Source organism: Streptomyces sp. NPDC002446, from assembly GCF_053595675.1.
This window is the reverse complement of sequence record NZ_JBSFYC010000124.1, coordinates 1-14,493: the sequence shown is the minus strand read 5'-3', so window position 1 is coordinate 14,493 and position 14,493 is coordinate 1. Positions and strand designations below refer to the sequence as shown.

Below are 14,493 nucleotides of genomic sequence, written 5' to 3'. Positions count from 1 at the left end.
GTCCGGTGCGGCGCTGGAGGCGGCGGATATCGCCCGTACCTCGGGCAGGTCGGCGATCAGGGGGCTGGGTCCGGAACCGCGCCACAGCCGTCTTCCGCAGGGGGTGGTGCGCCCGTGCCCCGCACCTCAACTCCGCACCCAAACGCACCCAGTTGATGTTTTACGCGTGCCGCAGTAGGTATGCCAACGGGTATTGCACGCGGTAAGCGATAGATCACGTTCCGGAATGTTCACTGCAGACGGCATCGCCGTTGCCGTCCCGAGGCGGGGTGCGACCAGCGCGGGGAAGATCCGGAGGAGGGCTCGTCTTGCATCGCTACTTCACCGACCAGCGACAGGAAACGCTCCGGCAGCGGGTGCGGGACTTCGCCGAGCGCGAGGTCCGCCCCCGGATTGCGGAGATGGAGGCGAGCCGTACCGTCTGCCATGACCTTTCGCGCCTGATCGCCCGTCAGGGCTGGATCGGCGCGACCGTACACCGCGCGTACGGCGGAATGGGCGCCGGGCATGTCGCCAAGACCATCATCATCGAGGAGCTCTCGCGGGTCAGCGCAGCGATGGGCGCGATGGTGCAGGCGTCCCAGCTGGGCGTCGCGAAGATCGTCCACTTCGGCAGCGAGGAGCAGAAGAAGTCCTGGCTTCCGGCCATCGCCTCCGGCGACTGCCTGCCCACCATCGCCGTCACCGAACCGCAGTCCGGCGGCCACGTCCTGGGCATGGAGAGCACCGCGGTCCGGGACGGCGACGACTACGTCCTCAACGGCCGCAAGATCTACGTCGGCAACAGCCACGTCGGCGATCTGCACGGCGTCGTCGTCCGCACCGGCGAGGGCGCCAAAGGGCTGTCGGCGTTCCTCGTCGAGTCCGGCACCCCCGGCTTCCGGGTCGCGCCGCAGCGGCCCGCGATGGGCCTGCACGGCTTCAGCTTCGGCGAGCTCGTCTTCGACAACTGCCGGGTGCCCGCGGCGAATCTGCTGGGCCGGGAGGGCGACGGGCTGTCCGTCGCCTACTCCTCCAGCGTGCTGTACGGACGGCCGAACCTGACCGCCGTGTCACTGGGCATCCATCAGGCGGTGCTGGACGAGACGACGATGTTCTGCGCGGAGCGGCAGCGCTACGGCAAACCGCTGGCCGACCTGGGCAACATCAAGCTCAAGCTCGGACGGATCCAGTCGCGGCTGCTGCTGGCCCGGCTGTCCGCGTACCACGCGGTGCACCTGCTGGACCAGGGCCTGCCGTGCGACGCGGAGCTGATGAACGCCAAGCTGGTCAATGTGGAGTCGGCGCTGGAGTCGGCGCGCGACGCGATGGACATCCACGCCGCGTGCGGGCTGTTCACCGACCGGCCCGTCGAGCGCTTTCTGCGCGACGCCCACCACATCTTCGCGCCGGCCGGCACCTCCGACGTCCAGCTGCTGCGCCTGGGCGAACTCGCCCTGGGCCGAGCCAAGGGCGAGTGGTCCGCCCGCCTGGCGGATCTGCTGCGACTGGAGCCGTCGGAGTGGCCGGAGGAGGAGCACCCCGCGGACACCGCCGCGCACCCGGCCCCGGGCGAGGAGGCCCAGGCCACGGTGCCGGGCCAGCGCACCGGATCGTCCCGGCAGCGCTCCTGGTTCGCCCGCCTGAGGTGACCGGTCGCCCCCAGGCCGGGGCCGCGGCCACCGGCTCACCGCCGACGCCGCGGCCCCGGGCCGTCCGCTCCCGGTCCCCTGAGCGGGTCAGCGGCCGCCGCTCTGCTCCTGCTCCATACGGTGGATCTGCTCGACGAGTTCCGCCGCCATCGACTTGATGGTCTCCAGCCCCTCCCGCCCCCAGGGCCGCGGTTCGAGGTCCACGACGCACACGGTGCCCAGCGCCATGCCGGTACGGTCGATCAGCGGCGCGCCCAGATAGGAGCGGATGCCGATCTCGTCCACGACGGGGTTGCCGGCGAACCGCGGATAGTCGCAGACGTCCTCCAGCACCAGCGCCTTGCGGCGGACGATGACATGCGGGCAGTAGCCGTGGTCACGGTCCATCACCCGGCCGGGCTGGGCGCTGGCGGGCGCCGGGCCCAGCTCGACGGCCCGGTCCTGGGCGGGCGTGTAGAGACCGGCGAAGTACTGCCGGTGCTCGTCGATGAAGTTGACCATCGAGTACGGCGCCCGGGTGGTCCGGGCGAGCTTGCGCGCGAAGTCGTCGAACGCGGGCAGCGGGGAGTCCCCGATGCCCAGGGCACGCAGCCGGGCCACCCGCGCCGGCGCCTCGTCGTCCTGAGGGGTGAGCAGCAGATGGCGCGTCGGGTCGTAGGAGACGTACGGGACGCGGGAGGCGGGGTGGTTCATGGCAGCTCCGGAGTCGCGGCGAGGGCGGGGGTGAGCAGATGCTGGACGAGCGAGACCAGGACGTGGGTGGCCGAGCTGCACTGCCGGGCGTCGCAGAGCACGACGGGGGTGTCCGGGTCGAGGTCTATGGCGTTGCGGACCTCTTCCGGCTCGTAGTGGTACGAGCCGTCGAACTCGTTGACGGCGACGATGAACTGGATGCCGCGCCGCTCGAAGAAGTCGACGGCGGCGAAGCACTGGTCCAGGCGCCGGGTGTCGGCGAGGATGACCGCGCCCAGCACGCCGTTGGACAACTCGTCCCACATGAACCAGAAGCGCTGCTGCCCCGGCGTCCCGAAGAGGTAGAGGATGTGCTCGGGACTGAGCGTGATCCGGCCGAAGTCCATGGCCACGGTGGTGGTGTTCTTGTCCTCGACGCCCGCCAGATCGTCGGTGCCGACGCTGATCTGGGTGAGCAGCTCCTCCGTACTGAGCGGCTCGATCTCGCTCACCGCTCCGACGAAGGTCGTCTTGCCGACCCCGAAGCCGCCCGCGACCAGGATCTTGAGTGCGGTCGGGAAGAGATCGGGCGAGCAGTCCCCCTGCGGGGGGTCACAGTCGTTTGCGAAGTCCATTCAGCACCGCCTCCAGCAGGGCTCGGTCGGTACGGGACGCGGGCCCTGCGGAAACGGCCGCGGGGGCCCGCGCGGTGAGCGCCCCGCAGTCGACGAGGTCGGCGAGGAGCACTTTGGTGACCACAGCGGGCAGCCGTATGTGGGCGGCGATCTCGGCGACCGAGACCGGCCCGCCGCACAGTCCCAGCACCTGGGCGTGTTCGGGGCCCTGGTCGGCCACGGGGCGCCGGCCGGTGGCCATCACCATGGTCAGCAGGTCGAAGTGCGCCGTCGGGCGGGTCCGGCCGTTGCTGATGGTGTACGGGCGGACCAGCCGGCCCGCCGCATCGTCGTACCACGGTTCCTGGCCCCGCCGCCGGCGACGCACGGTCATGGTCGACGACCGCCCGCGGACGCCTGATGGCGCGCGGGGGTCGACAGATACGGCCGGACGCTCTTGACCAGCATCGACATCTCGTAGCCCAGCACCGCCACATCGGCCTCGCGCCCGGCGAGCACCGCCAGGCAGGCGCCCGAACCGGCGGTGGAGACGAACAGGAACGTGGACTCCAGCTCGACGACGACCTGGAGGACGTCGTCGCCCTCGCCGAAGCGAGCTCCGGCGCTGCGGGCGAGCGAGTAGAGGCCGGAGGACAGGGCCGCCATGTGGTCGGCGCTGTCCGGGTCGAAGCCATGGGCGGCCTTGACCAGGCCGTCCGAGGACAGCAGGAGCGCGCTGCGGGCGTGCGGGACGCGCTGTACGAGCCCGGTCAGCAGCCAGGACAGATCGGTGTGCTGGCTGCTCTGCAGCTGCGAATGCGCCTGCGCACGCACATCACTCACCATGGTTGCGGTCGTCTCCTCGGGGGCGGGCCATCGGGGCGTCGTGGTCATGGTTGTAGAGCGGGTCATCGCCGGCCGGGCCGCTGGTGGCGCCGCCGGGTGCCGGGGTGCTGCCGTCGTCGCCGACGGGGCCGGCGTAGCTGTCGTCGGCGAGGCTGAAGCCGCGCCGGAAGGCGGCCATCAGGCCGGGGTCGTGCTCGGGCTCGGGACCGGTACGCCGCTCCGTCGACGGCAGGATCGGGTCGCCGCGCAGCTCGGGGACCAGGTGCGTCTGCTTGCGCCGCCGCGGCAGCCGGGGGCGGGCACCGTCGTCCACGGCGGCGGGCGGCGCGGGCGGCAGCACGACCGGTCCGGGATCGGCGGGGGCGCCGTTGGCGGCTTCGGGGCGGTGCCTGTCGGGGGCGGGCGCGTCGGGCACGGTGGCTTCGGGGGTGTGGTCGCCCGAGGCGTGCACCAGGCGACGGCGGGACGCGCCGGTGTCGGGATCGGTGTCGGCGAGGGCCTGGGCGCCGACGGGGTGCCGGTCCGGGGCCGTACGGTCGTCGTAGCCGTGCTGCGGGGTGCCGAGCACGTCGTCGGGGGCGGCGGCGGGCGCGGGGATCGCCGCGGTCCGGGGGCCGTTGCCGTCACGGTCGTGGGGGTCAGGGCGGCCGTATCCGGTGTCGTCGGGGTCGTAGCCGCTGTCGTACGCCCCGTGCTCGCGCGCCGGATCGGTGTCCGGGGACCCGGTGCGCGGTGCGCCCGCGCCGCCCGTCTCCTCGTCGGCCGGGTCCGCGCCGAGCAGTCCCTGCGGCACGATCAGCACGGCCTGCACCCCGCCGTAGATGTTGCTCTGCAGCCGGACGACGATGCCGTGCCGGCGGGCGAGCGAGGAGACCACGAAGAGTCCGATCCGGCCGTCGCTCAACAGCTCGGCGACATCGATGTGGTCGGGGTCGGCAAGCAGCGCGTTCATCCGCGACTGCTCGTCCGCCGACATCCCCAGTCCGCGGTCCTCGACCTCGACCGCGAGGCCGGCGGTGACGAGCTGGGCGCGCAGCAGGACGGGGGTCTGCGGGGCGGAGTAGATCGTGGCGTTCTCGACGAGTTCGGCGAGCAAGTGGATGACGTCGGCGACGGCGTGCCCGCGCAGGGTGCCCTCGATCGGCGGCACCAGCTTGATCCTCGGGTACTGCTCCACCTCCGCGATCGAGGAGCGCAGCACCTCGGTCATGGAGACCGGGCGGCTCCACTGGCGGCGCGAGATGGCGCCGCCGAGGACGGCGAGGTTCTCGGCGTGCCGGCGGATGCGGGTCGCCAGGTGGTCGACGTGGAACAGGCCCTTGAGCAGATCCGGGTCCTCGACCTGGTTCTCCAGCTCGTCCAGCAGCTCGATCTCGCGGTGCACCAGGGACTGCAGCCGGCGGGCGAGGTTCACGAAGACCTCGACCTTCTGCTCGCTGCCGCTGGCGTTGCTGCGGGCGATGGCGACGGCGTCGATGACGGCGGACTCGGCGGCCCGGCCCGCGGCGGACACTTCATGGGCGAGCAGGTCGAGGGTGTCGCCGGTGGGTGCCAGGCCCGGTTCGGGGTCGCGGCGCTGGAGCCACTCCCCCTGGCGTACCCGGTCCAGCAGGTCGTACAGGTCGGACTGGCTGCGGGCGCAGACCTGGCGCAGCCGGGCGTAGCGGGTGACCGTGGCGCGGGCCTCGGAGTTGGCGGCCGCGCTCGCGGTCAGCACGATGACGCAGATCACGGCGAGGCCGCCGGACAGCACCACCCATTCACGGCCGGTGACCCGGGCACCGCCGGCCTGGACGACGAAGGCGGCGACCGCGGTGCAGACCACGGCGGTGAGCAGGCAGGGCACGGCGGTGAGCCGGACCAGCCGGGACCGTATCGCCGAGTCGGCGGCCGACTCGGGGAAGGAGGCCCGGCCGTGCCGACCGCCCTCGCGCTCCCGCCGCCTGGCGGAGGCGGGTACGGGGGCGGCCCCCGGGGAACCCTGGGTCTCCAGGGACCTCGGAGCCTCCTGGGACATCGGGGTCCCCTGGGGGAATGCGGTAGGCATGTGCGCCCTCCGGATCGGCCGTCGGCAGTTCGCGGAGCACGCACGCTAGTTGTTGCGGGGGTGGGGTTCGGACCTACTTCGGGGTTTCGCTACCCCGCGCCACCTCCCTGAGTGGGCGTCGTACGCATATGAGTGCGAAGAGATCCGAACTCCCGTTCAAAGAGAGGGTGTTGAAGCCTCCGCGGATGCCTCTTCGGACGGCTCGCGGACGGCGCTCGCCGGCACGACGCGCGCCGGGGGCCAGCTCGGCCAGCCCTGCACCGGCGGCACGGCCACGGCCCGCCACCAGGGCTCCACGACCGGCTCGTCGGCGGGCTCGAACGGCCTGCCCGGCGGCGGCGCGGCCACCTTCGCGCCGGTCCGGCGCGCCGCCGCGACGGTACGCTCCACGGGTTCGGACCATGGATGGGGCGCGAGGTTGAACGTGCCCCAGTGGATGGGCAGCAACACCCCTTGCGGGCTGCCCCCGCCGGACAGGTCGGCGTGCGCCCGCAGCCCCTCCTCCGGAGTCATGTGGATGTCCGGCCAGAAGTCGCTGTACGCACCGATCTGCATCATCGTCGCGTCGAACGGACCGTGCGCCGCGCCGATCTCCGTGAATCCGGGGAAGTAGCCCGTGTCGCCGCTGTGGAAGATGCGGTGCTCGGGACCGGCGACCACCCAGGAGGCCCACAGGGTGTGCTGCGGGCCGCGCAGGCCGCGGCCGCAGAAGTGCTGGGCGGGGGTGGCGGTGAGGGTGAGCCCGCCGACCCGGGTGGCCTCGTGCCAGTCGAGCTCGGTGATCCGCTCCGCGGGCACGCCCCAGAATTCCAGGTCGGCGCCGATCCCGAGCGGAACGACGAAGGCCGCGCCGGTGCGGATCAGCCCCTGGATCGTCGGCATGTCGAGATGGTCGTAGTGGTCGTGCGAGATCACCACGGCGTCGACCGGGTCGAGCGCGTCGAGCTCGACGGGCACCGGGTGCATCCGCTTGGGGCCGGCCCAGGTGAACGGCGAGCAGCGCTCGCCCCAGACCGGGTCGAAGAGCACCCGCTGCCCGTCTATCTCGGCCAGCACGCTCGAATGCCCCATCCAGGTGAGCCGCAGCCCGGAGGCGGGCGGCCGGCCCCAGTCCTCGGCGGTCGGGCGGTGCACCGGGATCCGGCCGACCGGGGCCCGGCGCAGCCGCCCCTCGCGGCTGAGCTGGGTACGCGCCATCGGGAGCGCGGAGCCGTGGAGGAGCTGCCTGGTCTGCACCGGATTGCGGAACTGTCCGTCCACGAACTGCGGCGATCTGCGCATCCTGGCCAGCCGCTCCCCCGTGGGCTCGGCGCCGAAGCTCGCGGGGCGCAGCGCGGCAAGGCGAGTACGGCGGGGTCGGGAACCGGTCACGGCACCTCCAGGGTCGGGGCATTCGCGAAGTGAACGGGCCGCGCGAGCGGTGGGTTCCGGTACACCGCGCCCCGCGGCGTCCCGGGCGCGTGACCCACCCGGCGCGCGGCCCGCACGGGGGCGGGCTCCGGACGTTCCGCACCGCGGCACCCGGACTCAACACCATCACCCGCAGACGAGAACCGCGCGACCGGCCGTGACATTCCAGGTGAGCAGGTGACGTCGGCCGGGTGAGGGGCACCGGCGGGCCGGTGGGCGCCACGGCTCGGACAGGCCCTAGCCGAACTCCAGTACGAGGTGATCCGCTACGGGGCGGTAGCCGAGCCGCCGGTACAGGGCGTTGCTGGTGGGGTTGGCGAGGTCCGTGAAGAGCAGCAGTTCGCGGGCGCCGGCATCCCTCGTGGCGGCCGAGACCGCGGCGGTCGCGGCCCCGGCGAAGCCGCGTCCGCGCAGCTCGGGCGGGGTGTAGACGGGGGCGATCCGGGCCATGCCGAAGAGCGTGCGGGTGACGCCGGCCATGGCGACGGCCCGCCCGTCGGCCTCCCACAGCATGCAGCGGCCGCCGGCGATCCGGTCGTCGACCGCGCGGGCGCGGGGCGGCGTGCCGCCGGTCTCGACGGCGAAGGCGGCAGACCAGGCGAGCAGCAGCTCCCGGTCGGCGGCCGTGGCCCAGCGGGCCGCACCGGGCGGCGCGGGCGACGGCGGCGTCAGCTCGCCGAGCCGGTGGAGGCGGTGGCGTTTGCCGGTGCGCACCGTGCCGCCGTGCCGCCCCTGCCAGGCCGCCGCGAACGCCTCGGCCGCGGCCCGGCCGCCGTTCACCCCCGGCAGGCCCGGGTCGGGTGCCAGCGCGACCGCCAGGTCGGCCGCGGCGCCGTCCGGCATCGGCGAGAGCAGCACCGGCCGCGGCGGCGTCCGGACGAACGCGGCGCCGACCGCGCCCGGGGCCGCGCTCCCCCCGCCCGGCCGCCACCATCCGAACGACGGCGCGTCATCCCCGTACGCGTCCGTGCCGAGCTCCCGCAGGGCGGAGGCCACCGACAGCAACACGGTGTGCTCGGCCGGCCGGCGGCGCAGGAACTCCCCCGCGGCGGCCTCGAACGCGTCCAGATCCCTCGTCATCGTCCATGTCATGCCTCACCCTCCCGCGGGCCGGCGGGAGGGCGCAGCCGGATTTCGCCCCGGGCGAGCCACCCCAGTCCCCGACATCCCGATTTGCGGCGAGCCTGCGTCTAGACTCCCGGCAGCGGACGCAACCGGATCGCGAACGGTCTCACCAGCAAGGGGTTCGCCCCACCAGCAAGAGACTTCAAGGACGCTTGTGACTTTCCAGCAGGTATCTGAGCCGTATGACGCATACGACGTACTGGTCTTCGGCGGGTCGGGCGTGGACACCGTCGTGCCGGTCGGCGCGCTGCCCGTGCCGCTCGCCGATTCCCATGCGGTGCCGCCCATCCGTGAATGGGCGGGCCACACCGGCACCGGCGTCGCGCTGGGGTGCGCGGCGCTCGGGCTGGCCACCGGACTCCTGGACTTCATCGGCGACGATCCCCCCGGCAGTCTGGTCCGCGAGCGGCTGGCCGGCACCGGCGTCGACTTCCGCCCGCTGATCTCCCCGCACGGCACCCGGCGTGCGGTCAATCTCGTCGCCCCCGACGGCCACCGGATGTCCTTCTACGACGCCCGCGACCCGGACGATCTGCGGATGCCGCCCGAGCACTACCTCCCCGCGCTGCGCCGGACCCGGCACGTCCATGTGTCGATCACGCACTTCGCGCGCTTCCTCTACGACGACATCGAGGCCCTCGGCGTCCCCGTCTCCACCGACCTGCACGACTGGGACGGCCTGACGGGCCATCACCGGGAGTTCGCCCTCCGCTCGGACCTGGTGTTCCTCAGCACCGCCGGGGCGGGCGAGCGGATCGGGTCCGTCATGCGGGACATCCTCCGTCAGGGGCGCGCCGAGGCGGTGATCGCGACGGCCGGCGCGGGCGGCGCGTACCTCCTCACCCCCGACGACCGCACCCCACGGCATGTGCCGGCCGTGGTCCCACCCGGCCCCGTCGTGGACAGCAACGGCGCCGGCGACGCCTTCACCTGCGGTTTCCTCTACGGCAGGCTGGCGGGCCGGCCGCTGGAGGACTGCGCGCGGCTGGGCGCCGTCGCGGGAGCGTACGCCTGCACCGCGCCGGGCACGCACACCGCCCTCGTCGGGCCGGACGACCTCCGCGGCGTCCTCACGGACACCGCGGCGGCCGCGTCCCCGGTCACGGTCAGCGCACCCCCGGTGGAGGCACCCGGGCTTCCGGAGCCGCCCGGGGTTCAGCCCTTGCGGCCCACGGCACCGTAGAAAATGGTGTTGTTGAGCTCCTCGGCGCCGGGCACCTCGCCGTCCGGTCGCCACAGCGGCACCCGTACGACGCCCGGCGCCAGCAGCGCGAACGGCCCGAAGAGCCGCTCGATACTGGCCTTCGAACGGAGGTTGAGGGTGGCGGTGGCGCTCTTGTAGACGTCCTGCACACCGGCCCGCGCGACCTCGTCGGTGCGGCCCTGCTCGTACGCCTCGTAGGGCTCGTCGGTGGCGTGCGACAGGACGAGATGGCTGCCCGCGGGGAGCGCCTCGGCGAGCGCGGCGACGAGGCCGGCCGGGTCCTCGTCGTCCCGGACGAAGTGCAGCACGGCGACCAGCAGCAGCGCCACCGGCCGGTCGAAGTCGATCAGTTCGCGGACGGTGGGGTGGTCCAGGATCGCCTTGGGGTCGCGGACGTCGCCGAGGACGAATCCGGTGTGCTCGGTGTTGGTCAGCCGGGCCCCGGCGTGTGTGGCGACGATCGGGTCGTTGTCGGCGTACACGACGCGGGTGTCGGGTGCGGTCTCGCGGGCCACCTCATGGGTGTTGGGCGAGGTGGGGATGCCGGTGCCGATGTCGATGATCTGGCGGATGCCGCCGTCGACCAGTTCGCGCACCGCCCGCCGCAGGAACGCGCGGTTGGCGCGGGCGCTGAGCCGTACCTGGGGGTGGACCTCGATGACGCGCTCCGCGGCCACCCGGTCGACCTCGTAGTTGTCCCAGCCGCCGAGGTAGTAGTCGTACATCCGCGCCGGGTGCGGGCGGCTGGTGTCGATCTGCTCGGCCGAGAAGCCCGAGTGCTCCGGCCCCGGGGCGTACGGTCCGAGCTGCGGGACCTCGGGGTCGGGTGCCGCCGGGGAGGTGTGCTGCTCGTTCACGCCGTCCTCCGTTCGGTGCGCCGGCCCGGAGCGGCGGAGAGCAGGAAGTCGGCGTGGCCGGCCTTCGCGCCCTCGATGAAACTCACCATTTCGCGGTGGGTGTAGATGAGCGCCGGGCCGTCCGGGTCGGTCGACTGGCGCAGGGCGATCCGGCCGTCCCCCAGCCGCATCGCCTCGACGCACTCGCCGCCGTTACCGCCGCTCCACGGTTTGTGCCAGCCCTCTGTGCCCAGCTCTTTGGCGGGCATGCCGTTGTAGATGCGTATGCGATCCATGGGGGGTTCAGATCTCCTTGCGAAAGCCACCCAGAATGGCCTCGGTGGTGTGTGCCGGCGCGGCCTGCGCGCACATCCGGTCCAGGGCCTCCAGGAACTGCGAGACGTCGTTGCGCTGGTCGAAGTACACGGCTCCGACGAGGCTTTCCGCGTATGCGATGTCCGGGAGTTCCGGGATCGGGAAGCGGAAGATGTGGAAGGGCCCGTACATGGCGGGGTGCGGGCCCGCGGCGAAGGGCATGAGCTGCAGCCGGACGTTCGGCAGTGCGGTGGCCTCCATGAGCCGGGTGATCTGGTCGCGCATCACCTTGGGCCCGCCGATCGGCCGGCGCAGGACGGTCTCGTCCATGACCACCCACAGCATGGGCGCGTTCTCGCGGGTCAGCAGGGCCTGCCGCTCCATGCGCAGCGCGACGATGCGGTCGATGTCGGCCGTGGAGGCGTGCGGCATACCGGCGCGCAGGACGGCGGTGGCGTAGTCCTCGGTCTGCAGCAGCCCGGGGACGTAGTGCGGTTGGTAGGCGCGGATGAGGTTGGCCTCGCCCTCCAGGCTGACGAACGCGCTGAACCACTCGGGCAGCACATCGCGGAAGCGGTGCCACCAGCCGGGCTTGTTGGCCTCGCGGGCCAGTGAGAGGAAGCCCTCGACCTCGTTCTCGTCGCTGACGCCGTAGGTCGCCAGCAGCTTCTCGACATAGGGGAGTTTGAGGCCGACCTCGGCCTTCTCCATGCGCCGTATCGTGGCGTGGGTCACGTCGAGGGCCGCGGCGGCCTGCTCGAAGGAGAGCCCCGCCTTTTCGCGCAGGTCCTGCAGTCGCTTGCCGAGCACCACCCGCAGGACGGTGGGCGCACCTGCCGACCGTGGGTCCGCCACGTCCGATCCCCTCCAACTGATCTCAGTGATCAGCAGTGTGTCATGCCGTCATCATTAACGAACAGACTGCACTTACGATTCTGCAAATTACAGAGTGATCCTTGCCATCGGTGACCAACATCGCACATAGTTACGGCGTGGCTTCCTCCAACAACGCTCCCTCGTTAGGGCGCTGTGGCGGCTTCGTCGCCCAGTACCCGCAGGACGCGTTCCACTTGCCGGCGCGACGCACGTCCGTTCCCGAGGCGCGCAGACGCGTCAGTGCGCTGCTGTGCGAGTGGGGCGCGGATCAACAAGTCCGCGACGACGTGGAGTTGGTGGTCTCCGAGCTGTTCACCAACGCGGTACGGCACACCGACAGCGAGAAGATCGGCTGCGAGCTGGCCCTCGTCGGGGCGCACATACGCATAGAGATCACGGACCAGGGCGGGCCGGGGCTTTCGGCACCGCACGTCCAGCCCGGCAGCGTGGACAAGGAGTGCGGACGGGGGCTGTTCCTCGTCGGGGCGCTCTCCGACGGCTGGGGATCACGGCCCACCGACGGCGGTGCGGGCCGGGTCGTCTGGGCGGACCTTCCGTACACCGGCACCGCGGCACACTGAGGCCCCGCTCCGCACCGGCGGAACGGGGCCTCAGTCATGCCATGGGCCCGCCGTCGGGCCGTGGCAGCACTACAGCGGAAGCAGGTCCGGCCGCTTGGGCTCGACATGGTCGCCGGAGGACTCGCCGCGCAGCCGGCGGCCGATCCACGGCACGAGGTGCTCGCGCGCCCAGTGGATGTTGTCCCGCCGCGCCTCGGCGGCCGACCGCTCCGCCTCCGGGGGCCACGGCTGGTCCGGGTCGGCCGGCACCCCGAGACCGAGCACCTGGGCCGCGCGCAGCGCCACCCGGGTGTGGCCGTCGGCCGACAGATGCAGCCGGTCCTCGCTCCAGGCCCGCCGGTCCTGCACCGACTTCAGCGACCACAGGTCCAGGACCGGGCAGTCGTGCCGGTCCGCGATGGCCCGGACATGCGCCGTATACGTCGCGATCTTGCCGCGCAGGTGCTTGAGCACCGGCACGCCCCGGGTGTCGAAGCCGGTGCAGAGCAGGACCGTGCCGACCGTCCGCCGCAGATCGACGACCGCCGCCTCGTAGCGTTCGGCGACCGCGTCCGGGTCCGAGCCCGGCCGCAGGATGTCATTGCCACCGGCACAGAACGTCACCAGGGCGGGGGCGAGCTCCTTCGCCCGGGGCACCTGTTCCTCGACGATCTGGTCCAGAAGCCGTCCCCTGACGGCGAGGTTCGCATAGCGGAAGTCGCCCTCCGCCTGCTGGTCCGAGAGCAGGACCGCGAGCCGGTCCGCCCAACCGATGTACACCCCGTCAGGGCCGGGATCCCCGACCCCCTCTGTGAAGCTGTCCCCGACGGCTGCGTACGACCCGATGGCGCCAAGGCTCCCGGCGCCGCTGCTGATGTTCTTCGAATCGTCTGCCACGTCAGGACATACTTCACCTTGAGAAGTGACCTACGCCACCGTAACCAGGGGTTGACGGGGGGTGATTAATGCCACCAGGTCAAATTCTTCTCAAGTCGGAATAATGATCGATCACACACTGCTTCCCGAGCGCTTCATTACGCTCCATCACGCCGCCATTGCGGCTTGATTGCCTATTGCATCAGTGTCGTATCGTCGGATGTGCCCGCGTCGTCGACGAGCAGCGTCGGCGGCCGACACCAAGGAGTGCCCGTGACGCAGACGCCGCAGGTCCCCCAGGCCCAGCCCGAGCTCGCGGAGGTACGCAACTTCCGCGATGTGGGCGGACTGCCGACCGTGGACGGGCGTCGGGTACGCGAGGGCCGGCTGTTCCGCAGCGGACATCTCGCCCATGCGACCGAGGGCGATGCGGCATTTCTGGCCGGTCTCGGGCTGCACACCATCTTCGACTTCCGCAATGCCGCGGACATCAAGCTGGAGGGCCCTGATGTGGCGCTGCCCGGTGTGCGCAATGTGAACATCCCGCTCACCGACCCGGCCGACGGCGCGGAGTTCTGGACGATGGTGCGCGACGGCGAGCTGGCGCAGCTGCGCACCGTGCTCGGTGACGGCAAGGCCGCGGCCCGTATGACGGCGACCTACCGCGAGATCATCACCACCCGCACGGAGGACCACAGCCGGGTGCTGCACGCGCTCGCCGAGGACAGCGTTCCGGCGCTGATGCACTGCGCGGCCGGCAAGGACCGCGCCGGCCTGTCCGTCGCGGTGACCCTGCTGGCGGTCGGCGTGGAGCGGGACGCCATCGAGGAGGACTACCTCAAGTCCAACGACCCGCACCGCCGCTACAAGATCCGCCGCTCCGACGACTCCGCGGTGGGGATGTCGCCGGAGGTCATGGAACTGCTCTCGCCGCTGTTCGGGGCGCACGCCGACTACCTCACGGCCGCCTACGACGCGATCGAGCAGACCTGGGGCTCCACGGAGGCCTACCTCACCGACGGCCTGAAGCTGGCCCCCGACACGCGGGAGCGACTGCGGGGGCAGTTGCTGGAGGCCTGACCTTCCTCTGCGCTTGGCTTGGCTTCCCACGTTTTTGGCTGTCCCGCCGTGGTTGTTTCTCGCCGTTGCGCCTGCGGCCCCTCCGCTGCGCTTTGCCGCGGCCCACGTTTTCGGGTTTCCCGCCGTTGCGCCTGCGGCGGGCTGGTGCCGCTGCGCGGGGCTGTTCGGCTGCGGGTGCGGCCCTCCAGACTCCGTCCTACGGTCCGCCCCCTCCCGTGGGTGGGTGGGGAAGAACTTTCGGTCGTCGTGGATGCTGCCGGACCCTCGCCGTCGTGGCCGATCACCGTTGCGGCAGATGAAGGGCAGGGCGCGCCCCCACCGGCCCCCTTCCCACCCACCCACGGGAGGGGGCGGGCCGGAGGGGCAGGGTGTCCGGACGTAAAGCGAAGCAGTCCGGACAC

Annotated in this window: 15 protein-coding genes; 4 read left to right on the top strand and 11 right to left on the bottom strand. The window is 72.1% G+C overall.

The annotated features are described in order from the left end of the window. Positions 1–308: 308 nt before the first annotated feature. Complete coding sequence (locus ACWD6P_RS35885; protein WP_451448413.1) at positions 309–1,631, top strand: acyl-CoA dehydrogenase family protein; 1,323 nt, start codon at positions 309–311, stop codon at positions 1,629–1,631. An 87-nt stretch (positions 1,632–1,718) separates the two neighbouring features. Here ACWD6P_RS35885 and ACWD6P_RS35880 read toward each other — a convergent pair whose 3' ends face one another. The 7 genes from ACWD6P_RS35880 to ACWD6P_RS35850 all read right to left on the bottom strand — a co-directional run bounded on the left by ACWD6P_RS35880 (position 1,719) and on the right by ACWD6P_RS35850 (position 8,312). Continuing rightward, positions 1,719–2,324, bottom strand: coding sequence for a GAF domain-containing protein (locus ACWD6P_RS35880; RefSeq protein ID WP_451448412.1), 606 nt, complete (start codon positions 2,322–2,324; stop codon positions 1,719–1,721). Continuing rightward, a complete protein-coding gene (locus ACWD6P_RS35875) occupies positions 2,321–2,938 on the bottom strand; it encodes a GTP-binding protein (RefSeq protein ID WP_451448411.1) in 618 nt (205 codons plus the stop codon). Before ACWD6P_RS35875 ends, ACWD6P_RS35880 begins: the two co-directional genes overlap by 4 nt. Beyond that, positions 2,916–3,311, bottom strand: coding sequence for a DUF742 domain-containing protein (locus ACWD6P_RS35870; RefSeq protein WP_451448410.1), 396 nt, complete (start codon positions 3,309–3,311; stop codon positions 2,916–2,918). Before ACWD6P_RS35870 ends, ACWD6P_RS35875 begins: the two co-directional genes overlap by 23 nt. Next, the gene (locus ACWD6P_RS35865) at positions 3,308–3,763 is read right to left on the bottom strand and encodes a roadblock/LC7 domain-containing protein (protein ID WP_451448409.1); all 456 of its coding nucleotides are present in this window, start codon (positions 3,761–3,763) and stop codon (positions 3,308–3,310) included. The genes ACWD6P_RS35870 and ACWD6P_RS35865 overlap by 4 nt, the downstream gene beginning before the upstream one ends. Continuing rightward, entirely contained in the window at positions 3,753–5,780 is a 2,028-nt protein-coding gene (locus tag ACWD6P_RS35860) for a sensor histidine kinase (RefSeq protein ID WP_451448414.1), read from the bottom strand. The genes ACWD6P_RS35865 and ACWD6P_RS35860 overlap by 11 nt, the downstream gene beginning before the upstream one ends. A 186-nt stretch (positions 5,781–5,966) precedes the next feature. Next, a complete protein-coding gene (locus ACWD6P_RS35855) occupies positions 5,967–7,181 on the bottom strand; it encodes an MBL fold metallo-hydrolase (RefSeq protein WP_451448408.1) in 1,215 nt (404 codons plus the stop codon). 276 nt (positions 7,182–7,457) lie between these two features. Continuing rightward, entirely contained in the window at positions 7,458–8,312 is an 855-nt protein-coding gene (locus tag ACWD6P_RS35850; protein WP_451448407.1) for a GNAT family N-acetyltransferase, read from the bottom strand. A 187-nt stretch (positions 8,313–8,499) separates the two neighbouring features. On the opposite strand from ACWD6P_RS35850, the gene ACWD6P_RS35845 reads away from it, so the two are divergent. Then, the gene (locus ACWD6P_RS35845) at positions 8,500–9,528 is read left to right on the top strand and encodes a carbohydrate kinase family protein (protein ID WP_451448406.1); all 1,029 of its coding nucleotides are present in this window, start codon (positions 8,500–8,502) and stop codon (positions 9,526–9,528) included. Here the strand turns inward: ACWD6P_RS35845 and ACWD6P_RS35840 are convergent. From ACWD6P_RS35840 to ACWD6P_RS35830, 3 genes are read right to left on the bottom strand one after another with little or no spacing between them, the layout of a single operon-like run. Then, on the bottom strand, positions 9,501–10,406 hold the full coding sequence (locus ACWD6P_RS35840) for an SAM-dependent methyltransferase (RefSeq protein WP_451448405.1): 906 nt from the start codon (positions 10,404–10,406) through the stop codon (positions 9,501–9,503). The two genes, ACWD6P_RS35845 and ACWD6P_RS35840, sit on opposite strands and share 28 nt — an antisense overlap. Further along, positions 10,403–10,681: a DUF397 domain-containing protein gene (locus tag ACWD6P_RS35835; protein WP_381400313.1), complete on the bottom strand. Its 279-nt coding sequence runs from the start codon at positions 10,679–10,681 to the stop codon at positions 10,403–10,405. The genes ACWD6P_RS35840 and ACWD6P_RS35835 overlap by 4 nt, the downstream gene beginning before the upstream one ends. 7 nt (positions 10,682–10,688) lie before the next feature. Next, on the bottom strand, positions 10,689–11,555 hold the full coding sequence (locus ACWD6P_RS35830) for a helix-turn-helix domain-containing protein (RefSeq protein WP_451448404.1): 867 nt from the start codon (positions 11,553–11,555) through the stop codon (positions 10,689–10,691). A 137-nt stretch (positions 11,556–11,692) separates the two neighbouring features. Between ACWD6P_RS35830 and ACWD6P_RS35825 the strand changes: the two genes are divergently transcribed. Next, positions 11,693–12,157 (top strand): ATP-binding protein, encoded by a 465-nt coding sequence (locus tag ACWD6P_RS35825; protein WP_451448403.1) that lies wholly within the window; start codon positions 11,693–11,695, stop codon positions 12,155–12,157. Positions 12,158–12,226: 69 nt separating this feature from the next. On the opposite strand, the gene ACWD6P_RS35820 is transcribed toward ACWD6P_RS35825, so the two are convergent. Beyond that, complete coding sequence (locus ACWD6P_RS35820; protein ID WP_451448402.1) at positions 12,227–13,033, bottom strand: SGNH/GDSL hydrolase family protein; 807 nt, start codon at positions 13,031–13,033, stop codon at positions 12,227–12,229. Between the two features lie 252 nt (positions 13,034–13,285). On the opposite strand from ACWD6P_RS35820, the gene ACWD6P_RS35815 reads away from it, so the two are divergent. Then, entirely contained in the window at positions 13,286–14,092 is an 807-nt protein-coding gene (locus ACWD6P_RS35815; RefSeq protein ID WP_451448401.1) for a tyrosine-protein phosphatase, read from the top strand. Positions 14,093–14,493 lie beyond the last annotated feature (401 nt).

Excerpts from the sequence above, each read along its gene's own strand:
- ACWD6P_RS35875 (WP_451448411.1), bottom strand. The coding sequence starts at position 2,938 with ATGGACTTCGCAAACGACTGTGACCCCCCGCAGGGGGACTGCTCGCCC.
- ACWD6P_RS35850 (WP_451448407.1), bottom strand. The coding sequence starts at position 8,312 with ATGACATGGACGATGACGAGGGATCTGGACGCGTTCGAGGCCGCCGCG.
- ACWD6P_RS35880 (WP_451448412.1), bottom strand. The coding sequence starts at position 2,324 with ATGAACCACCCCGCCTCCCGCGTCCCGTACGTCTCCTACGACCCGACG.
- ACWD6P_RS35835 (WP_381400313.1), bottom strand. The coding sequence starts at position 10,681 with ATGGATCGCATACGCATCTACAACGGCATGCCCGCCAAAGAGCTGGGC.
- ACWD6P_RS35860 (WP_451448414.1), bottom strand. The coding sequence starts at position 5,780 with ATGTCCCAGGAGGCTCCGAGGTCCCTGGAGACCCAGGGTTCCCCGGGG.
- ACWD6P_RS35870 (WP_451448410.1), bottom strand. The coding sequence starts at position 3,311 with ATGACCGTGCGTCGCCGGCGGCGGGGCCAGGAACCGTGGTACGACGAT.
- ACWD6P_RS35865 (WP_451448409.1), bottom strand. The coding sequence starts at position 3,763 with ATGGTGAGTGATGTGCGTGCGCAGGCGCATTCGCAGCTGCAGAGCAGC.